This is a genomic window from Nocardia sp. CY41, assembly GCF_009829325.1.
Taxonomy (GTDB): domain Bacteria; phylum Actinomycetota; class Actinomycetes; order Mycobacteriales; family Mycobacteriaceae; genus Nocardia.
This window is the reverse complement of record NZ_VUOS01000007.1, coordinates 139,710-156,604: the sequence shown is the minus strand read 5'-3', so window position 1 is coordinate 156,604 and position 16,895 is coordinate 139,710. Positions and strand designations below refer to the sequence as shown.

Here is a 16,895-nt window from a genome sequence, read left to right as displayed (position 1 = left end):
CGCGATTCGGTCAGTGGCCGGGGTGTCTGGAAGCCCCCGGCCACGCTCAATTTTACCAGGTGAGAGCACATTTCACGTCCACAGCTCTCCATCCAGCAACTCCAGGATCTGCTGACACACGATGTCCCGCAACGCCGTGAACGACTCCTCCGGCCCCCAATCCTCGGCCTTGTCCCGCCAGTGTTCGGCGATCTTCAGGATCTCCCCGACGATCTCCGCGCGGGCACCCTCCAGAGTCTCATCACACGGGAGCTGGTCGTCGATCTCCTCGTCGGCTTTGATGCGGGCACGGATGCGGTCAAAGACGGTCACGCCGCCTCCTCGAGGCTCGGGAGTTTCGCCAGCGCGGCCAGGTTCACCGCGGGCATGGGGTCGTCGATCGGCTCACCCAACAGGCGGCAGCCGATTGCCATCAGCACCACCGCGTCGGCCGTGTCGTTGCCGTCGATCGCGATGTTCGGGTAGCGGCGCACCGCGGCGGCCAACACGGCGTCCTTGCTCGCGTTGCCCTTGCCCGTGGCGTATTTCGCGCGGACAGTCGGCTCAACCGGGAGCACCGTCCGTGTGGTTCCGGCGAGCAGATCGAACACCATCCACCACAGCCCAGAACGATCGTGCTGGGAGCCGGTGGCCGACCCGTACGACGGTGCCTCCATCACGACGAGCGCGCCCTCGGGCACGGCGGTGATGATGCGCCCGGCCAGGTCGCCGAGACGGCGGTAACGCGCTGCCCAGGGGTCGCCCTTCTTGCCGACCGATCCGATGGTGCCGACCCAGGGGGCGGGCCTGCTTTCGGGGTACACGGCGATGCCGGTGGAGGTGAGCGACAGATCCAAGCCGACGACGGAACCGAACTGGGTCACCGCACCTCCCTGACCTCGCCGCGCCAGCGAGCTACGGCGTACTGCTCCACCCATTGCAGCCACCCCTCGGCGTCCTCACGCTTCTCGTGGACGCGACCATGGGTTTGCATCTGCCCGGTGTCGGGGTTGCGGGAGACGACGACGTACCCGAGTGGGGGACGCTGCGCAGCCTCCAACCGGTCTACCTTCCGCTGGAGTCGCGCCCGCTCCTTGGCCATGCGGGTCAGCTGGGATTCGTGCGCGGTCTGCATCTCGTCGATCGCCTTCCGTGCTTCGGCGAGCTTCTCCAGCGCCTCGAACACATACCCCGGGTCGATGACCAGGGTTCGGCCCTCCGCGTCCGCCTCACGTGCGGAGGTCTCGAGGAAGGACAGCTCGAAGTTCGGTTCAGTCACGGCTGCACCCGCCGATCGCTGCAACGACACAGACCGGTCAAGGTCCGGGCGTCCAGGTGGTGGCAATCGCCCATCCCGTCGTGCTCATCCCAAGAATGTCCACAGACCGGACAGGTCTCATCGTTGGTCATCGGGTCTCTCCGCCCTCGGGGATTGGGATAACCGACCACGACAACGTGGTTCGCTCCAGCGCCGCCGCATTGCGGTAGCCGTTCCGGACCTCGGCGACCGCCTTTCGCACTGCTCCGTCGGCGTCCCACGCAGGCAGGACCGGGGCGCTATCTCCGCGTCGATACCCGTACTCCAGGCCGATCACGTCGCTCTGGGGGACGACCAGGAACTGTTCGGTGATCATGTCCGCCACATGCTCGGCGTGGTCACCCTCGTGCATGAACTCCAACCCGGGGCAGCCCCTGCAGCCGATGCTGATGCGGCCGGTGAGCTGATGATCGGAGATGACGCGGGCGAGCTGGTCTCGGGTGCTCATTCGCCGGCCTCCTGCTCGGGCTCCCACAGGACGACGGCTGGCAGTTCCGGGTCCTGCCCGAAGTCGGTCGCGTACGCGTTACCGGTCAGCCACGCCGGGAACCAGGTCCGAGATTCGCTCAAGCCGTAGGGGTTCAGGCGGTGGAATTCCTCGTTGGCGTCCAGGATCACCGTGCCGTCCGGTAGTTCGTCCAGCTCCTCGTCGGTGGTGATCACCGGGCGCCCGTTGACGGCTGCCACGATGCGTTCCGCCCACTCGTCCGCCCAGATCGGCAGTTCGAAGGTGAGGGCGTCGAGGTTGCCGTCACCGTGGTCGACCCACAGGGCACGGTCGATTAGCCGGAGGGTCTCGCGGTCATTCGATCTGTTGTCGGTCATGCCCGCTCCGGTGGTTTGGTCAGGTCGTACACGTGCACCACGTCGAGCTGCCACTCTTCGTCGGTGAGGATTCGGTTGAGGTGTGTGCCGCAGGCGAACCATCGGGTGATGAACTCAAGGTCGCCGCGTATGTCGAAAGTTCCTTCGGCGCGGGCTACCGCCCATCGGGCGAACGCTTCGCACCGGTCGCATTTCGGGTAGTGCGGGTCCGGATCATCGACAGACGACCAAGCCCAGGAAGGCTTGCTGGTTGCGCTCATTCGCTGGGCCTTTCGGTGATGTCGAACTCTTCGAGGAGCCGCTCGGCGACGGGCCGCCAGTAGCGGAGGTTGAACTGAAACGTGGACTCGGCATCCCCGGCCCGCTTCAAGGCGTGCGACAAGCGATCCAGAAGCCACTCGGCAGACGAGTACTCGGCCAGCTCCCACCAGTCGGTGCCGGTGAGGTCGAACTCCCACACGCTGCCGTCGGGGGCGGTGTGACGTTCTCCGCGGCGTGGGAGGGCGGGGAACCCGAAGTGGTCGACGGCGAACCCGCGGTCCATGGTGCGGTACCACCCTGCGGGGTGCTGGGAGTGCGGGACGGGACCGCCCATGCGGCCGTCTGGCTTGCCCGTGGCGGGCCGAACGGTGGGGGTCTGGTGTCTCCGGACGTTTTGAGGACTCACAGCGCCTCACCGCCCTCAGACTCATCGCGGGCCGCGGCACGATCCCGGCACGCCGCCCACGAAAGGCACCGCCACTCCACCGCGCCGGTCTCCGGGTTGCTCACGCGGGTGAACTGCCGAGTGCCGGTGCGGCCGCAGCCGGCGCAGGTTCGGGTCTCGGTCACTGGTTGTCTCCTTGCTTGATGTCCCCATCCCTGGGAACAAGTTCGTCATAGGCGGGAAGGTCTTCCCGGATCACCTGCCGCAGCAGGTCGGCCGCCCGCCGCATCCACCGCCCCATCGAGGCGAAGTTGCCGTGGAACTCGGCGTGCAGCTCCTCATCCGCAACCCACGCCCCACACCTCGGGCAGGCGGTCGGAGTGGGATAGGGGTTTTCGGGCTCCAGATGGGCCGTAGACGGACCGGGAGGGGTTTGCGGTACCCGGATGATCCGCAAGGGCTTCGCGCTCATCTGCGGGCCTCTCTGTCGATTGCTGCTTGCGCCTTGGTCGACGGGATCGACTCGGCGCAGTCGTTGGTGGTGGTCGTCTTCGCCAGATGCGGTTTGCAGGCGAGGCACGGAATGGGCCGGCCTTCGTCGTCGGCGCCGATCCATCCGCGGCGGCATCGGGCATCCCGGCAAGGGCGGTCGGTGGGTTCGCCGTAGCGGTCCGGGCTCATCGCTTCACCGCTGCCATCGATGGGGGAATTGGATGCGGTCGGCTCGCGCGCGGTCGTGAGTTCCGTTCCCAAACCAGCCACGTCTCTTGGAATGGTTGTGGTTGGTAGGAATGGTGGGGGATCACCCATGATCCCCAGACTCGCCCAAAATGATCCCCAGACTTCTTCAAAATGATCCCCAGACTTTCTGCGGGCGCCAATGTCTGGGGCACACCAGTGATCCCTAGACATTGCCTGTGGATAACTTTCTGGGGATCATGGGTGATCTCCAGACTCGGTGCGTCAGCGATAAGTCCACGGATCATGAGTGATCCCCAGACATTCCGTCCTCGTCCGGCCCGAGCATCGGCAGATCGAGCAGATTCAACGGCATCGTCAACCGGTACTCGTCCGCCTTCTTCGCGTGCCGGTTGCCCTGCTTCACCCGCTGAATGAGCCCCATCGCCCGCAACTCCGACATGCCGCGCTTCACCGTCGGCTCCGACACGCACATCACCAACGCCAGCCGATCCACACCCGGCCGCACCCTGGTTCCGTCCCGGTCCGCGTACGTAGCCAGCATCACCGCGACATACTTGGTGCCCTTGGACATCCGGACCCGGCGGATGATGCGCTCCCATTCGAACCGGTCCACCGGAATCGGATCCGAGATATCCACGAGCGTGTCCTCCACCGAGGCCATGACGCCTGCCTTCCGCATCCCCGAGACCTCCCCGCATCATGAATCCCCGCCCAATTGCTCTGCGCCGCCGGTGATCAGGCGCAGCTTCGGCCGCGGCGGTGTCGCTTCACGCCCGCCCTCCATCGGTTCCCGACCAGAAGCCCACCGGTAGACCGTGTCCCAGTCCGCGTCGAAGTAGCGGCGCAGGACGCCGCCCGTGTTCGCTGGAGGGGACGGCTTCCCGTTCTCGACCCATTCCCGGATCCGTGCCTCTACGGGTCCGGCTAGGTGCTTATGCCGGGCGCAGTAGTGCACCCACCTGGAGTCACCCGTCAACGGATCGCGGTCGACCCGGCTGGTCGTACCGGCGTTGCCGCACGCGCCTTCTCGTCGCACCATCGGCGCCACGCAGCCGCGCCCCTTCGGTTTGATCGGCTCATACCGCGGGAGGTCATCGGCGATGACCTTCTTGGTCCAGTACCGCAGGTGGTAGTCGCTGTTTCCGTGCGTCAGGTGCGCGACTTCCCATGCCCAGTTCCGCAACTTCTTGCGTCCCTGCTCGTTGCGAGAGACGAGGAACTCGTCCAGGGCAAGGGTGAGCAGTAGCAGGTCGCCGGTCAGGTCGGGGTCGTTCAGCATCCGCCGGCGGCGTTCGTCGCGGTCCATGATCGCCTTCAGGTCGGTGCTCACCCCTCCTCTCCTTCCGGGTTGATGGCCAGCGCGTACTGATCACCGCACTCGGACGGGACGGTGGAGCCTTCGAGATGCGCGGCGATCCGGCGAGCGAGGAACTCGGCGACCGGGACAGCCACGGCATTGCCCACCTGCTTGAGGACCTCCGCTCGGTTCCCCACCCACTGATAGGAGTCCGGGAATCCCTGCGCCCGTGCGCGCTCGGTGTTGGTGAGCATCCGGTGGAACACGCCCTCGGCGGTGACGGTGGCGACCGCGTGATGGTTCCCGCCTGCGGTCACCGTGGCGAGCGGATGCCGGTCCGCCCGTCGGGGTTTGGCGTTGCGTCGGTACATCACCAGATGCGGCACACCCGGTTCGGTGATCTGCTCGATCTGCGGGGACACATACAGCCGCCGCGTGACTGGCCGGCCCGGATCTGGGTCGAGGATCGACGTAGCGGGAGGGGTTTGCACCGCGGGCAGTGACAGGTCTACGCCCCCGTCGCGGGTGAACACCCCGAACCAGCGGCGCCGCACCTGAGCCACCGCACCCGGTACCGCCGCGGCATCCAACACCACGGTCTGATGCCGGTACCCGAGGGCAGCGAGACCGTCCAGCCACCACCGGAACAAGCTCCAGCGGGTGAACTCCTCGACGTTCTCCACCACGATCGCCTCGTACTGGTGAACTTCCGCGGCGGCGATCACCGCGAACGCGGTGGCCCGGTCGATCGCGCCCGCGTCCTGCCGCAGCCGCTCCACCTCCGCGGGAGGCTGCTTGCGGCCGCCGGAGCGGGCGTGCCACACGCACGACGGGGAAGCCCACAGGGCGGTCGTGCGGGGGAAGGTGCGGAAGTCGGTCTCCGACAGGTTCGCTGTGAAGTGCTCGACGTCCGGGTGGTTCTTCTGGTGAGTCGCCACCGCGACGGGCCAGTGGTTGGCGCACGCCTTCACCTGTTGGCCGGCGCGGCGGATCCCCACGCTCGAACCGCCGCCGCCGGAGAACAGGTCGATCCAGTCGATCACTGTTCACCCCCATTCGGGGCGTAGAGGACAGTGACGCCAGCGCCACGGGTGTCGGCCAGAAGCTCGACGCTGGTCTGCGCGCGCACTCCGGTTGGCTTGAGCCACACGGGGGCGTCGCCGCGTTCTGCGGGTACTGCCTGGTGGGCGACCCCATAGGCGAGGACCAGGCTCATGATCGGCAGCGCGTCGAGTTCGGTTGGTTCGGTGATCACCCGAGCCTCGATATCGTCGGCGAGCTGGTCGCGGTCACTGGTCATCGCTGGACCTCTCGGTGATCAGGGCGGGGTTGAGTGTTGCGAGCAGCTGGCGACCCACGTACTCCGCGTATTGGGGAGGGATGGCCTCGGAAAGCTCGTTCATGGTCATGCGATGCGTGACGCCCATGACGGTCATGGCCAGCTGCTTCTTGTCGTAGCCAGGGAAGTCGCGGCCGCCGTTGCGCCAGAACTTCGTCGACCGGCACCGCACATGCCCGCCGTACACCCCGATCACGGGAAGCTCGTGCTTGCACCCCGAGGGGGGCAGAACGGGGAAGCTGGTCTCGAAGAGGCGGTGACGTTGAAGTTCGAAGCCGGCGTCGCCGAGGCCGAACATGGTCCCGCACAGCAGTACGGGGTCGATCATGTGTGCGCGGGCGCCGACGACGTTCTCGATCACGTACGGCCGACCGAGTTCTTTCAGGAGGTCACGGACTTCGCCGATCAGCTTCGGATGCTCACGGGCGTCGGGCATGTCCTTCATCGCCGAATACCCCTGGCAGGGAGGGGAGGCGTGGATGGCGTCGAACTCGTGGCCGCGGTCTCTGATGAACTCCAGGGCGTCGCCCTGATAGAAGGTGAACGGGTAGTTCGGTTGCGGCTCGATGTCCACACCAACGACTTCGAACCCCGCCGCGGCATACCCCACTGCTGCGCCGCCAGCCTTGCAGAAGGTGTCCAACAGGATGGGTTTCATGCCTCACCCCCGATCGGATCGACGCGTCCGTCATCCGTGAGCAGCACCCACCGGCCGCGGTACAGGAACCGGCACTCGGCGGGAGTCATCCACGGACGCAGATGCAGCCCTTCGGGTTCTGCGGCGTTCGGGTTGTGCTCAGCGAACCCATGGCATCCGCGAACACCGTCCCCACAAAGCGCGACGCAGTTGGAGGCCGACCACGGCCCTCCCTGCCCCCTCTTCCAGCGATGGTGTACCGACTGTGCGGGGGCTATACCGCAGCGCTCACACAGGCCACCGGAACGGGCGGCGAGCAACTCCCGGGTCCAGCTCTCGCCGGGGTTCTTCGGGCGCTTGGTTCGGGGCTGGTGCTTCGCCAACCGGCGCACCATGTCCGCGGCCAGGTTCTTGGCGGATGGATGGACGGTCATGCGCCACCGCCGTATCCGGCCAGCTTCATCGCCTCGACGGCCAGCTTCGCCCTGGTCTGCAATGACGAACGGGTCGACCTGCGCTCGTCGACCATGTCGGCTCCGTACCTGGCCTGGTTGTCAGCGAGGTCGTACTCCAGTTGCAGGTCGGTAGTCTCCTGGTCGACGTAAGCGTTCTTCATCTGGACCGTGCCGTCCGGGGCGTTGAACGTGGCCTTGGTCTTCGCGTCCCGCAGCTGCTTCCGTTTCAGGGCGAGGTCGTCGCGCCAGCGCTTCAAATCCAGGGCCGCCTGTCCACCGCTGGATTCCAGTTCGCGCAAGCCCTGCTCGATCTCGATCAGGTTGAACGGGTCCTCGATCACGACTCCACCTCCGCGCCGCCCGAACCGAGGTTCCACATCAACGACCGCACCTTGCGCCGCGCGTCGTCGACGTTCCCCTCCCGCAGCAGCAGGTCCACCTCCGCGAGGTGGGCCACCACGCGGCCGGCCGTCGAGTTCGCCAACGGGTCGGAGCCGATCAGGCGGCGAGCCTCACCGAGGCGTTCGTTCACCGCGCGCAGCGCGCGTTCCCGCGGTCGTTTGCGCTCCTCCACCTCCCGCTTGGCGTCGAGGTAAGACTGCGGAGTGAGTTCCCCCGGCGCAGGACGATCGGGATGCGACTTCAGGGTGGCGTTGGCGAGGGCGTTCTGCTGGATGATCGACTGCTGAATGCTGACGAGCATCTGCAACCAGCGGACCCGGTTTTCCTTGCGACGCAGGATCGCGTACTGCGGTCCGATGCCCTTGGGGTCACGGAGGTCGGCGTTCACCAGGCGCTCGAAGTTGCGGTCGTCATGCCACCGCACATCTACAGCAGGCCATTCCTGGGCAGCCTGAAATGTGGGCTGTCCGGGCTGTACGGCGGTCATTCCTCACCCCCGTTGCGGTAGTGCTCAACCAGGGCGCGGATGGCTTTGACATCGGTCGACGCGCCCAACTGGCCGTGGCCGTTCTTCGCGAAGCGCGCCTTCGCCTTGTTGGGGCTGATTCCGCGCGCGGAGATGGCGGCGTTCAGGTCGCGGCGGGCCCGCAGAATCGGGTCCTCGTCCACCGGCGCCTCGGCTTGCTCCTCGGACTCGATGTGCAGATCGCCCTTGTGCCACAGATCCAGGGCGACACCGAAGCGCATGGCGGCGTTACGGATCGCGTCTCCGATGGCTTCCTTCACGGCGTCGCCGCCGCGCTTGCCCTGGGCATCTCCGTACCCGAGTCGAGTCAGGCCGGCGATGGTCAGGCGAATCCACAGGCCGCCGTTGTTGTCGAGGACCGGAAGGCCGTTCTGGTCGACGCCGACCGGCTCCCAGTTCCACAGCGGGTCCACATCGAGCAGGCGGTCGGTGACCGCGGCGTGGCCGACGTAGTCGACGTGCATCGCGGGCAGGCCGTGGAAGCCCTTGCAGACCCCGCACTTCCCCTTCTGTGCATCCTTCGAGTACGGCTTGGGAAGCAGGCCGATCTGGTGCTTCTCGAACTTCTCACGCAGCTTCGCCAGGGTCTCGAGCTGCGCTCTCAAGTCGATCCCGACAGTCGTTTCGACGTCGGGCATGACGATCGGATTCATGCGAGCAGGGCCTCCCATTCGCGGATCGCCCATGCGGGCATGGTGATCGGGTTGATGTCGGTGCCGTAGCCCGGCCAGTGGTCGGCCGCGACGCATTCGGCGTAGATGTCGATGGCCTTGCGCACGAGCTGCTCGGCGAGCGCGAGGTCGCCCGGCTGGTGCTCGTTCACCGTGAGCCGGTACGGCGGTTCCTTCTCCTGCGCGATCCACAGCGACCGGGAGACTTGGTAGCCGAGCAGCCGCAGAACGATGCGGTAGAAGGCGTCCTGGATCGGGTAGCGGAACTTCGCCGACGACGACGCGAACACCGCGGGCGCCGCGTCCGCGGACGTCGTCTTGTAGTCCACGAACAGGTACTCCTGCGGGGACTCCTCCCGCAGGTAGTCGAAGCGGGCGCGCAGCATCGTCCACGTCTCCTCGTCGAGGGCGTAGGCGGACACCTCCGGCTTCCCGCCGACCAGGAGTTCGGACACGACCGGATGCCGGCGCGCCGTGGCGACCATCTCCTCGACCTGGCGCAGGGTCGCCGACAGCAGCGGAACCTTCCCCTCGGCGTAGGCGGCCTTCCGTTCCTCCTGCGCCGCCTTCGTCTTCCAGTCCCTGGCCTCGATCTCGACGACCTCCGCGCCGGTTCCGAGCAGCAGGGCATGGGCGGCGAGTCCGAAGTCGTAGTGCTCGGAGCGTCCGCTGCCGTTCTCACGCTGGTACTTGAACAGCTCGGGCCCGCCGGGACGAAGCAGTGTTCGGGCGCCAGAACTCGACAGGCTTTCGGTGTCGGCGTGGTAGATCGCCTCGGGCAGGTCGTAGTACAGGTCCGGGGTGGTGGGCGGCTGATCAAAGCTCACGGTCGTCCACCTCCCCGCCACCGCAGTGGACGCAGCCAGCGCCACGGCAGAACGGGCAGTCGTGGGTACTCACATGCCCTCCTTGATGAATTGGGCGATCTCCTCACGCGCGGACGCGGAGAAGGACGCGACGAAGCCGTACTCGATGACCTCGCCCGCCTGATTGATTCCGTGCAGGCCGAAGCGGATCCGGCCGGACGGGTCCTGCTCGATGTCCAAGCGGGACAGGCCGTCCTTCCAGGTGCGGATGCTCATGCCGACCTCCGAACGCGCCCGCGGGCGACCGCTTCAGCACGGGCGGTCAACGCGGACGCCGGACCGTCGATGTCGACCCACACCGCCAGGCACATCAGCAACTGCGCCATCCGCTGCGGATCCCGTACACACCGGTCGGCGAGTTCGGCGAACGTCACAGCGGGCTCGACATCACGCACCTGCTCGCACAGGGCGATTGCGCCGTCGGCGAGCTTGTCGTAGTCGACATACGGGCCGTAGCGCTTCATGCGCTCACCTCGAGCTGCACCGAGAACACCTTCTCGGCGTCCTCCTTGCGGATCGTCTGCCGCGGCTTCCCGCGGCGCCCATACAGCAGGCCGCTCACAACCCCAGCCGTAAGCCCCGTGATGGCGATCAGTTCGTCGTAGCGCATCACCTCGGCCAGCGCCTTCAGGTGCTCGCTCGCCGGCCCGGCCGGGATGCGTTCGCAAGCGCTGCGGGAGCGCACGTAGTGGCGCGGCTTCGGCGCCTGGGCGACATCGCCGTCCAGCCATGCCTTCAGTGCGTCGCGTTCCTTTTTCTCGCCGCACCGGAAACCGGCGACGATGGCCCAGCGTTCGTCACGCTTGATCGCGTCCTCCGCGCAGTCCCGCCGCACCGGGCAGGCGTGGCAGATGTCCACCGCGGTCTTGGCCTTGTTGCTGCGCTCCGGGAACCACAGCTCGGAGGAGTACGCGCGGCAGGACGCCTTCTTCCGCCATTCGTTGTCGCTCACCGCGCCTCCTTGAGCGCGGCGCGGCGGTGCTGGGCGTAGTCGCGAACGCACAGGCCGAGTCCCCCGTAGCGGACGTCACCGGGCTGCGCCGACTCACGCGACACCATCTGCACCCCACACTTGCGGCAGATGCCGGGGTTTCGGATCAGGTTTCCGGGCACATGCTTCGGCCGCTTCTGCTTCTTCACGGGGTGATCGCGCAGGCCGAGCATGTCCAGGAACGTCCGCAACTCGTCGGCGTTCTCGGCGTAGTGGGCTGCGGTGCGCCGCGCTTTCGCCTGCTCCTCCGGGTTGTCGGGCTTCAGCTCCCCGACACCGCCGCGGAAGTTCACAATTAGCTGATTGGTGTCGGTCACGGCCTCTCCTCTCGGCATGACGGGCAGACCATGTAGCCGGGGCGAGCGAGCATCGCCGTGGCCTTGGTGGTGAAGTCCTCCCCGCAGCGGACGCACACCGCCACAGCTGCGATGAGGTCGCCGCGGCGGACGTTCTCGTCCCGCCGGCGGTCGGTAGCGCAGTCGGCACACGCACAAGTCCGCGTGCCGTGGCTGGAGGCGGTCACGTCCCGGTAGGACTTGCCGCGCAGGAGGTTGTAGATCGCGTCCAGGCTGCGGTCGTACTTCCGGGCGATCTCGGCGACGGGATACCGGTCGGCGTGCAGACGCTGTATCTCGCGGACAGCGTCGTCCGAAAGCAGGGGTTTGCGGGCCATCAGTACGCCTCCACTTCGTCGGCGTACTGCCAATCCCTGTACCGGTCGGGGTCGTAGGGCACCTCTTCGCCGTCGTCCTCGGCGGGGGCGCCGGAGTAGTCCCTGCCCTGCCCGAGCCAGATGCACGCCAGGATGCCGGCGATGAACCCCGCGGCGATCAACTCCCATGCGTAGGCGAGCAGGTCATGCCAGAACGCGATCACAACTCCTCCTCCGCGGCTCGCTCGAACTTCTCGGCGTGGCAGTGGGAGCACAGGCAGCTGGGGGCGTGGGGGATCACCCGCATCTGGAAACCCGTGCGCTCCTGGGTGGACTCGACCCGCTCGAACCACTTCTCACGCATCGTCACCACTCCTCCAGGGCTTCGATGGCGGTGTCGAGCAGCGGAAGGGAGCGGCGGGCACCGAACCAGCCAGCGGCCTCCATGGCGAAGGCCAACTCGTGCATGTCGACTTCCTCGGTGTCGGCGATCTTGGCCCGCTCGGCGGCTGCCTCGTAGGGGTGGAACCAGGGCTCACGCGCTGACATTGGGCACCTCCCCGGCGGTATCAGGGATGCGCCCCGTGGCCGTGGCGTAGTTCCACGTCCAGTGGTCGCCCTGCCACTCGGGGACGATGTGCCCGCCGCGCAGTGCCGTCCGGTCACCGGAGAACGCATCGATACCGTCATCGGCATCCATCCACTCCACGAACATGCAGCGGCCGTAATCGACCGGCTCGTGCCCGGATTCGCGGCACTCGGCAGTGGACTCGCAGCCCATGGCCGTGGGGCAGGTCAAGCGGCAGAACGGCTCCCCGACGCGGGCGTAGCAGTTGAACACCGCCGACACCCCGAATGGGCCGATCTCGAAGCGAACCGTGTGCGCCGGTATCTCGCGCGCGGTCATCGCTGCACCTGCGCTTCCAGCTCAGCGACACGGGCGCGCAATTCGTTGCGTTCGCCAACCAACTCCTCGCACCGGACGTGCAGGTCGCGGTACTCGCGGCGCAGGAACGCAATCCGCTTCTCCGCCTGGCGCAGGCGCTCACCCAGGTCGGCGACGTTCTCCCACACGGCCTGCCAGTCCCCGTCGCCTTTCTCGTTGATCACGTCGTGCATGCCGGTGGCGTCGAGGGCGGTCTGGTTGAGCGCCTTGATGTACTCGCCGACGTCCTTCCCTGCGGCACGGAGGCGGGCGACCTCATGCTCCAGCTCGGCAATCCGAGCAGTGTCGTTCAGGCTCATCGGGTCTCCCCCTCGTCGTTTCGGTCTTCCCAATCGGGCTTGGCGTCGGCGTAGTGCCACTCCGGCCAGTCGTGGCCGTCGGGCACGATCACGCGCTGGAACTCGGCCAGCGACATGGGCTGTGTGGTCTCCAGCTCCGACTCGCGGCGGCGGAACGGGTTGTGCAGGCGGCTCATGCGACACCCGCTTCCGGCCAGCCGATCAGCAGGGCCCGCAGATCCCAGCCGATCTCGTACTCCCGCGTCCCCGGACGGTTCTCCCGCATCAACATCTCCACGTAGCGGGGACGGTCAGCGTCGGCCAGGAGAGCGAAGGTGCGGCCGATCTCGAACGACGTCGAGGACTCCGGGGCAACCAGTAGGCCACCGACGTAGCGGAGGATCTGGTTCGTCCAGTCCGTGTACTCCAGCGGGGTCACGACTTCACCGCCTCAAGATCGGCGCGGATCGCTTCCTGCACCATGCGAATCGCGTCAACCACATCAGAGTCGGCGATCGAGTCGTCGCCCTTGTTGTGCCGGATGTGCAGGAAGATGTCCGCAGCATCGGACGTGTAGGGCAGGTTGGTGTTCCAGTCCTCCTCGACGGCGAAGCCGATGCCGATGGTGAAGAACTTCGGGAAGCCGAGGATGGCCTGGGTATCGCTCAGACGGACGCGGTAGGCCCAGTAGTCCTCATCGAGGGGCGGGGTGATCGCGACACCGGCAGAGACGATGCCCTCGTCGCGCTGGCTGCGGCGTTCGAGCTTCAGTTCGGTCATGCCGTCACCGCCGACCCGAACAGCAGGGACAGCAGGTGCGCGGCGAGAGCGAACTCCCGCGTGTTCACCGGGTCCTCGGTGTAGATCTCGAACAGCAACGTCAGCAGGGCGTCGTCGTCACGCATCGCGGCGACAACCTCGGCCATGCGGTGATCAGCGGAATCGGGTGGGGTGGCCAGGAGTTGGGTCACATACGCCTCGTAGGCGGCGGAGTGCTTGACCATTGCGGTAGACTTTCTTCTCGTTGTGTTGGATTGAATGGCCGTCGAGATGTCACCTCGGCGGCCATGTCCTTGTTCAAGGGACGTGGGAGGCACCCTCGGCGCCGGGGTTGACGTCACGTGACGCCGAGGGTGCAGCCTCACTACGCAGCGGGTCAGGCTGTGGTGAGGAATCCGAGGGATTCAGGGCATCGGCGGCGATGCAGTAGCTGCACCACCGCTTCCGGTCGTCGCCGAACTCATCAGGGCAGGCCACTGCCGGATCGCCGTTCGAGCACGGGTTGTCAGCGATCAACAGAAGCGCATCCCGCCATCGGCTGGCCGTCTCCCACTCGACCGGAGCGTGCGTGCTGACTCCATCGCCTTCGGGCGTGTCCCGGCGGGGCGCGGCCGAGGGGCCAGCCGCGTCCGCACCGCCGGGACGCCCAACCTCGGCAGCAGGCGGGGGGGTTACCGCGCCGAGGGAGTTTGACTGCCGCTTGCCCCACCACCACGCGAAGGCGAAGACGAAAGCGAACGCGGCAACGTTGATCGCGGTCAGGACCCACGGGTTGCTCACTTCCGCCTCCCCCGAGTAGCGGCGCGCACAGCGTGATCCACCGACACCAGGACAGGAGTGGCGAGGATGGAACCGATGCAGACGATGACGAAGGCGGTCACAGGGCACCGCCCTTGAGCCCGGTCAGGGTGATGGCACCGCCGTAGTTGCCGAAGTAGACGCCCACGGCCTTCCGAGCCACGTCCTTGTCGCGCGTAAACCAGACCGGCTGGAGTTTCTCGTCCCAGAAGACGGTCAACGGCTGACGGGGGCGGTGCGGGCGACGCACCTTCATGCGGGGGAAGAAGGTACGGACGCGGGGCTTCTGGCCGCTGCTCATGCCGCACCCGCTTCCCGAGATTCGGCGCGGCGCAGCATGGACTGCGCGTGCTCCAGCTGGTTCCGCAACTCGACGTACCGCTGCAACCGGGAGTCCTCCCGAGCCTGGATACGCCGAGTGCGCTTGACGCCGAGGGCCACGCCACCGGCCGCCGCGCGGTCGTTGATCAGCGGCTCCGTCAATGGCGCCATCTGGGCTTCGAGTGCAGCGATCCGCTCGCGCCAGTACGACGCGGGGCGGTAGCGCCGAGGCTGCGGCTTCGGCTTGTCCGGCTTCTGCTCCGGCTCAGGCAGATCCACCATCGCTTCGTCGCCGTCGAGGACGAACCACTCCAGCAGCGGAGGGAAGCGGAGGTTCGGGCTCTTCTGCCCAGCCAGCCACTCGTCGGCGCGCTGCTGAAGGACGACCATGTACTCGTCGAGGGTGACGCGGTGAGTCAGGTCGGTCATGACGCCACCACCTGCATGTTCAGGCGGCGGCGGATGAAATCCACACCCGACGGCCGAACCCGCGTCGTGTACGACACACCCTCGCTACCGTCCGACCGCTCGAAATGCGTAGCCTTCACCACGAAGTGCTGCATGAACCGCTGGTACGGGGTGTTCTTCATCGACCCCTTCGCGATGAACACGCCCCGTTCGCGCAGCTCGGCGAACAGCTTGTTCTGCGAGGTGCCCAACATGCGGGCCACGGTGCCGACGAGGTAGGTGCCGTCGGCTTCCATGAACTGCTCGTAGGCTTCGACCTTCGGGGCGTCGGCCTCGACCTTCGCCTCCAGCTGCTCAGTCTTCGCGGTCAGTTCAGCGACGCGGCGGGTGGAGACTTCGAGCGCACGGTGGATCAGCTCGTCATCGGTCAGCGCGGGGGCGGTCGAGTACGAACCGGTCTTGCGGATCGCGGGGAGGACTTCGCCGTAGACCCACGACTGGAACCGTTCGACCGAAGCCCGGATGGACTCGTCGGCGATGCGAGCCGCCTGCCGCTGGCCGAGGGCGCGATAGAACCCGGCCTCCGTCAAGTAACCCACCTGCTGCTCGCCGCCAGGGGTCCGGACCAGATCGGACCCCTTCTCCCCCAGTGGGATCGAGCGCAACAGGTCGTACGCCTCCCGAAACCCCAGGGATCGCGCCAGGCTCGGCGCGAGCACGCGGAACCCGTCGGTTTCGTGGGGGCGGATTTCCAACTGAAACTCGCCGTTGGTGAACGGCATCAGGTCGGCGCTCATGCCGCCGCTCCCTTCTGTGCGGCAGCGGCCCGATCGCAGTCGGAACGCTCGAAGGCGACCAGCATCTGAACGGCCGGAGCCATCGAGCCCTGGGGGAAGTGCTTCATCTGCTCGTCGATCCACGCCTGCATAGCGGGGTCGACGGCGGGACGAGGTTTGCTCACGACGCCTCCGCTTCCGAGTCGTCCGAAGGTATGAGATCCTTTGGGTCGCACTGAATGGCTTCAGCGACAGCCTCGATTTGCGCCGTGTCCCAAGGGGCTAAGCCCCGCACGCGCCTGTTGAGCGTCGAGAGAGGAATCCCGGTGATCTCAGAGAGCGATCGGACCGATAGGCCGGACGCTGCGATTGCGCTTCGGAGGCCGGTCGCTACTCGCTGAGACCAGCCGGGCTGATGTGCCATATGAATCACGATACGCTCATTTGGCACATTCGCAAGGGTGCTGCGCGCAATGTTGCGTTGTGTTGCTGCTAGGACACCCTTACCGCCGCTGGAAGTCGCCTCTTTTCCATTTGGCACACCCTGTCCTACTCTCAACGGGTGGCTACGAACCCTCGCGGCGTCGGAGAACTAACTCTGATGGTCGCTACCGAAGTGCGCGTACAGCGCGCGGCGAAGAAGCTCGACCAAAAGAAGCTCGCTGATCTGGCCGGCATCCCTCGGCCGACTCTGAGCAGGATGGAGCGAGGGCTCGTCGCGATTGACATGGAGCAGCTCGACAGGCTCGCTCATGCGTTCGGGATGACCCCGGAAGCGTTCATGGCATCAGCTCGGCGCACCGCCGAGGCGCAGAAGCAGCGTGACGCGATCTACCTGCAGGACGGCTCGGTAAATCCGGCCATCGCCAACACAGTGCCGCCCTCGGACGAGCACATGGAAGAACTCCGGCGGCGGAACCGGTCCTCGTAGTTGCGGTGGACTCTCACATCAGTCGCCCAGCCGACTTCGGAGTTGTACCTCCAGCCAGACAGCGCGGCCCGTCCCCTGCAGCAGACCCGCGTCGCCATCATCAAGAGAAATTGCTTCTCGTCATCGTGGACACCTTCCCTTGGCACAGCTTCCACCGGCCTCCCGTGCACGTGCACGACGACCGAGCCGACGATCGCCCAGTCGCCTTGAACGGCAACTGTTCCGCACGGCGGGGAAATCTCGATACCGATCAGCCGAGCGAGATCCTCCGGGGCCGAACCTAGCTCAGGTTCCATGCTGGTCATAGGGTTCCCCCCGATAACGAGCCTGCCTCATCCGCGTTCACGTCGT

General features: G+C 66.6%; 40 protein-coding genes. 1 reads left to right on the top strand and 39 read right to left on the bottom strand.

The window, feature by feature from the left end:
- Window positions 1-72: 72 nt before the first annotated feature.
- From GVY64_RS09770 to GVY64_RS39080, 39 genes are all read right to left on the bottom strand, one after another.
- Window positions 73-312, bottom strand: coding sequence for a hypothetical protein (locus GVY64_RS09770; RefSeq protein ID WP_159840183.1), 240 nt, complete (start codon window positions 310-312; stop codon window positions 73-75).
- Complete coding sequence (locus GVY64_RS09765; RefSeq protein WP_159840182.1) at window positions 309-863, bottom strand: hypothetical protein; 555 nt, start codon at window positions 861-863, stop codon at window positions 309-311. Before GVY64_RS09765 ends, GVY64_RS09770 begins: the two co-directional genes overlap by 4 nt.
- Window positions 860-1,258 (bottom strand): hypothetical protein, encoded by a 399-nt coding sequence (locus GVY64_RS09760; RefSeq protein ID WP_159840181.1) that lies wholly within the window; start codon window positions 1,256-1,258, stop codon window positions 860-862. Before GVY64_RS09760 ends, GVY64_RS09765 begins: the two co-directional genes overlap by 4 nt.
- Window positions 1,259-1,385: 127 nt before the next feature.
- Window positions 1,386-1,745 (bottom strand): hypothetical protein, encoded by a 360-nt coding sequence (locus GVY64_RS09755; protein ID WP_159840180.1) that lies wholly within the window; start codon window positions 1,743-1,745, stop codon window positions 1,386-1,388.
- Entirely contained in the window at window positions 1,742-2,122 is a 381-nt protein-coding gene (locus GVY64_RS09750) for a hypothetical protein (RefSeq protein WP_159840179.1), read from the bottom strand. Before GVY64_RS09750 ends, GVY64_RS09755 begins: the two co-directional genes overlap by 4 nt.
- Complete coding sequence (locus tag GVY64_RS09745; protein ID WP_159840178.1) at window positions 2,119-2,382, bottom strand: hypothetical protein; 264 nt, start codon at window positions 2,380-2,382, stop codon at window positions 2,119-2,121. The genes GVY64_RS09750 and GVY64_RS09745 overlap by 4 nt, the downstream gene beginning before the upstream one ends.
- Window positions 2,379-2,666 carry a hypothetical protein gene (locus GVY64_RS09740; protein WP_159840177.1) on the bottom strand — a complete coding sequence of 96 codons (288 nt, stop codon included), beginning with the start codon at window positions 2,664-2,666 and terminating at the stop codon, window positions 2,379-2,381. The genes GVY64_RS09745 and GVY64_RS09740 overlap by 4 nt, the downstream gene beginning before the upstream one ends.
- Before the next feature lie 119 nt (window positions 2,667-2,785).
- Window positions 2,786-2,953: a hypothetical protein gene (locus GVY64_RS09735; RefSeq protein WP_159840176.1), complete on the bottom strand. Its 168-nt coding sequence runs from the start codon at window positions 2,951-2,953 to the stop codon at window positions 2,786-2,788.
- Window positions 2,950-3,240 (bottom strand): hypothetical protein, encoded by a 291-nt coding sequence (locus tag GVY64_RS09730; RefSeq protein WP_159840175.1) that lies wholly within the window; start codon window positions 3,238-3,240, stop codon window positions 2,950-2,952. The genes GVY64_RS09735 and GVY64_RS09730 overlap by 4 nt, the downstream gene beginning before the upstream one ends.
- Complete coding sequence (locus GVY64_RS09725) at window positions 3,237-3,578, bottom strand: hypothetical protein (protein WP_159840174.1); 342 nt, start codon at window positions 3,576-3,578, stop codon at window positions 3,237-3,239. Before GVY64_RS09725 ends, GVY64_RS09730 begins: the two co-directional genes overlap by 4 nt.
- Before the next feature lie 172 nt (window positions 3,579-3,750).
- The gene (locus tag GVY64_RS09720) at window positions 3,751-4,149 is read right to left on the bottom strand and encodes a hypothetical protein (protein ID WP_159840173.1); all 399 of its coding nucleotides are present in this window, start codon (window positions 4,147-4,149) and stop codon (window positions 3,751-3,753) included.
- An 18-nt stretch (window positions 4,150-4,167) separates the two neighbouring features.
- On the bottom strand, window positions 4,168-4,800 hold the full coding sequence (locus GVY64_RS09715) for a hypothetical protein (RefSeq protein ID WP_159840172.1): 633 nt from the start codon (window positions 4,798-4,800) through the stop codon (window positions 4,168-4,170).
- The gene (locus tag GVY64_RS09710) at window positions 4,797-5,810 is read right to left on the bottom strand and encodes a DNA cytosine methyltransferase (RefSeq protein ID WP_159840171.1); all 1,014 of its coding nucleotides are present in this window, start codon (window positions 5,808-5,810) and stop codon (window positions 4,797-4,799) included. The genes GVY64_RS09715 and GVY64_RS09710 overlap by 4 nt, the downstream gene beginning before the upstream one ends.
- On the bottom strand, window positions 5,807-6,067 hold the full coding sequence (locus GVY64_RS09705; RefSeq protein WP_159840170.1) for a hypothetical protein: 261 nt from the start codon (window positions 6,065-6,067) through the stop codon (window positions 5,807-5,809). The genes GVY64_RS09710 and GVY64_RS09705 overlap by 4 nt, the downstream gene beginning before the upstream one ends.
- The gene (locus GVY64_RS09700; protein WP_201297958.1) at window positions 6,057-6,749 is read right to left on the bottom strand and encodes a DNA cytosine methyltransferase; all 693 of its coding nucleotides are present in this window, start codon (window positions 6,747-6,749) and stop codon (window positions 6,057-6,059) included. Before GVY64_RS09700 ends, GVY64_RS09705 begins: the two co-directional genes overlap by 11 nt.
- 424 nt (window positions 6,750-7,173) lie before the next feature.
- A complete protein-coding gene (locus GVY64_RS09695; protein ID WP_159840168.1) occupies window positions 7,174-7,539 on the bottom strand; it encodes a hypothetical protein in 366 nt (121 codons plus the stop codon).
- Window positions 7,536-8,087 carry a hypothetical protein gene (locus GVY64_RS09690; protein ID WP_159840167.1) on the bottom strand — a complete coding sequence of 184 codons (552 nt, stop codon included), beginning with the start codon at window positions 8,085-8,087 and terminating at the stop codon, window positions 7,536-7,538. The genes GVY64_RS09695 and GVY64_RS09690 overlap by 4 nt, the downstream gene beginning before the upstream one ends.
- Complete coding sequence (locus tag GVY64_RS09685; RefSeq protein ID WP_236566719.1) at window positions 8,084-8,779, bottom strand: hypothetical protein; 696 nt, start codon at window positions 8,777-8,779, stop codon at window positions 8,084-8,086. Before GVY64_RS09685 ends, GVY64_RS09690 begins: the two co-directional genes overlap by 4 nt.
- Window positions 8,776-9,624: a PD-(D/E)XK nuclease-like domain-containing protein gene (locus tag GVY64_RS09680; RefSeq protein WP_159840166.1), complete on the bottom strand. Its 849-nt coding sequence runs from the start codon at window positions 9,622-9,624 to the stop codon at window positions 8,776-8,778. The genes GVY64_RS09685 and GVY64_RS09680 overlap by 4 nt, the downstream gene beginning before the upstream one ends.
- A gap of 69 nt (window positions 9,625-9,693) precedes the next feature.
- Window positions 9,694-9,879 carry a hypothetical protein gene (locus tag GVY64_RS09675; RefSeq protein ID WP_159840165.1) on the bottom strand — a complete coding sequence of 62 codons (186 nt, stop codon included), beginning with the start codon at window positions 9,877-9,879 and terminating at the stop codon, window positions 9,694-9,696.
- Complete coding sequence (locus tag GVY64_RS09670) at window positions 9,876-10,127, bottom strand: hypothetical protein (protein ID WP_159840164.1); 252 nt, start codon at window positions 10,125-10,127, stop codon at window positions 9,876-9,878. Before GVY64_RS09670 ends, GVY64_RS09675 begins: the two co-directional genes overlap by 4 nt.
- Window positions 10,124-10,615, bottom strand: coding sequence for a WhiB family transcriptional regulator (locus GVY64_RS09665; protein WP_159840163.1), 492 nt, complete (start codon window positions 10,613-10,615; stop codon window positions 10,124-10,126). Before GVY64_RS09665 ends, GVY64_RS09670 begins: the two co-directional genes overlap by 4 nt.
- A complete protein-coding gene (locus GVY64_RS09660) occupies window positions 10,612-10,971 on the bottom strand; it encodes a hypothetical protein (protein ID WP_159840162.1) in 360 nt (119 codons plus the stop codon). The genes GVY64_RS09665 and GVY64_RS09660 overlap by 4 nt, the downstream gene beginning before the upstream one ends.
- Window positions 10,968-11,327, bottom strand: a complete 360-nt coding sequence (locus GVY64_RS09655; protein WP_159840161.1) for a hypothetical protein — start codon at window positions 11,325-11,327, stop codon at window positions 10,968-10,970. Before GVY64_RS09655 ends, GVY64_RS09660 begins: the two co-directional genes overlap by 4 nt.
- Window positions 11,327-11,530: a hypothetical protein gene (locus tag GVY64_RS09650; protein ID WP_159840160.1), complete on the bottom strand. Its 204-nt coding sequence runs from the start codon at window positions 11,528-11,530 to the stop codon at window positions 11,327-11,329. The genes GVY64_RS09655 and GVY64_RS09650 overlap by 1 nt, the downstream gene beginning before the upstream one ends.
- On the bottom strand, window positions 11,527-11,670 hold the full coding sequence (locus tag GVY64_RS09645) for a hypothetical protein (RefSeq protein WP_159840159.1): 144 nt from the start codon (window positions 11,668-11,670) through the stop codon (window positions 11,527-11,529). The genes GVY64_RS09650 and GVY64_RS09645 overlap by 4 nt, the downstream gene beginning before the upstream one ends.
- 2 nt (window positions 11,671-11,672) lie before the next feature.
- A complete protein-coding gene (locus tag GVY64_RS09640) occupies window positions 11,673-11,855 on the bottom strand; it encodes a hypothetical protein (RefSeq protein WP_159840158.1) in 183 nt (60 codons plus the stop codon).
- On the bottom strand, window positions 11,842-12,213 hold the full coding sequence (locus GVY64_RS09635; RefSeq protein WP_159840157.1) for a hypothetical protein: 372 nt from the start codon (window positions 12,211-12,213) through the stop codon (window positions 11,842-11,844). Before GVY64_RS09635 ends, GVY64_RS09640 begins: the two co-directional genes overlap by 14 nt.
- Window positions 12,210-12,551, bottom strand: a complete 342-nt coding sequence (locus GVY64_RS09630; protein WP_159840156.1) for a hypothetical protein — start codon at window positions 12,549-12,551, stop codon at window positions 12,210-12,212. Before GVY64_RS09630 ends, GVY64_RS09635 begins: the two co-directional genes overlap by 4 nt.
- The gene (locus GVY64_RS09625) at window positions 12,548-12,727 is read right to left on the bottom strand and encodes a hypothetical protein (RefSeq protein WP_159840155.1); all 180 of its coding nucleotides are present in this window, start codon (window positions 12,725-12,727) and stop codon (window positions 12,548-12,550) included. Before GVY64_RS09625 ends, GVY64_RS09630 begins: the two co-directional genes overlap by 4 nt.
- The gene (locus tag GVY64_RS09620; RefSeq protein ID WP_159840154.1) at window positions 12,724-12,969 is read right to left on the bottom strand and encodes a hypothetical protein; all 246 of its coding nucleotides are present in this window, start codon (window positions 12,967-12,969) and stop codon (window positions 12,724-12,726) included. Before GVY64_RS09620 ends, GVY64_RS09625 begins: the two co-directional genes overlap by 4 nt.
- Window positions 12,966-13,310, bottom strand: coding sequence for a hypothetical protein (locus GVY64_RS09615; RefSeq protein WP_159840153.1), 345 nt, complete (start codon window positions 13,308-13,310; stop codon window positions 12,966-12,968). The genes GVY64_RS09620 and GVY64_RS09615 overlap by 4 nt, the downstream gene beginning before the upstream one ends.
- Window positions 13,307-13,534, bottom strand: coding sequence for a hypothetical protein (locus GVY64_RS09610; protein WP_159840152.1), 228 nt, complete (start codon window positions 13,532-13,534; stop codon window positions 13,307-13,309). Before GVY64_RS09610 ends, GVY64_RS09615 begins: the two co-directional genes overlap by 4 nt.
- Window positions 13,535-13,607: 73 nt before the next feature.
- Complete coding sequence (locus tag GVY64_RS09605) at window positions 13,608-14,090, bottom strand: hypothetical protein (protein ID WP_159840151.1); 483 nt, start codon at window positions 14,088-14,090, stop codon at window positions 13,608-13,610.
- A gap of 97 nt (window positions 14,091-14,187) precedes the next feature.
- On the bottom strand, window positions 14,188-14,409 hold the full coding sequence (locus GVY64_RS09600) for a hypothetical protein (protein ID WP_159840150.1): 222 nt from the start codon (window positions 14,407-14,409) through the stop codon (window positions 14,188-14,190).
- Window positions 14,406-14,858, bottom strand: a complete 453-nt coding sequence (locus GVY64_RS09595; RefSeq protein WP_159840149.1) for a hypothetical protein — start codon at window positions 14,856-14,858, stop codon at window positions 14,406-14,408. Before GVY64_RS09595 ends, GVY64_RS09600 begins: the two co-directional genes overlap by 4 nt.
- Window positions 14,855-15,634: a phage antirepressor gene (locus tag GVY64_RS09590; protein ID WP_159840148.1), complete on the bottom strand. Its 780-nt coding sequence runs from the start codon at window positions 15,632-15,634 to the stop codon at window positions 14,855-14,857. The genes GVY64_RS09595 and GVY64_RS09590 overlap by 4 nt, the downstream gene beginning before the upstream one ends.
- Window positions 15,631-15,798, bottom strand: a complete 168-nt coding sequence (locus tag GVY64_RS09585; RefSeq protein ID WP_159840147.1) for a hypothetical protein — start codon at window positions 15,796-15,798, stop codon at window positions 15,631-15,633. The genes GVY64_RS09590 and GVY64_RS09585 overlap by 4 nt, the downstream gene beginning before the upstream one ends.
- On the bottom strand, window positions 15,795-16,037 hold the full coding sequence (locus GVY64_RS39080; protein WP_159840146.1) for a helix-turn-helix domain-containing protein: 243 nt from the start codon (window positions 16,035-16,037) through the stop codon (window positions 15,795-15,797). The genes GVY64_RS09585 and GVY64_RS39080 overlap by 4 nt, the downstream gene beginning before the upstream one ends.
- Window positions 16,038-16,214: 177 nt before the next feature.
- Here GVY64_RS39080 and GVY64_RS09575 point away from each other — a divergent pair, with 177 nt between their 5' ends.
- The gene (locus tag GVY64_RS09575) at window positions 16,215-16,544 is read left to right on the top strand and encodes a helix-turn-helix domain-containing protein (protein WP_159840145.1); all 330 of its coding nucleotides are present in this window, start codon (window positions 16,215-16,217) and stop codon (window positions 16,542-16,544) included.
- Window positions 16,545-16,895 lie beyond the last annotated feature (351 nt).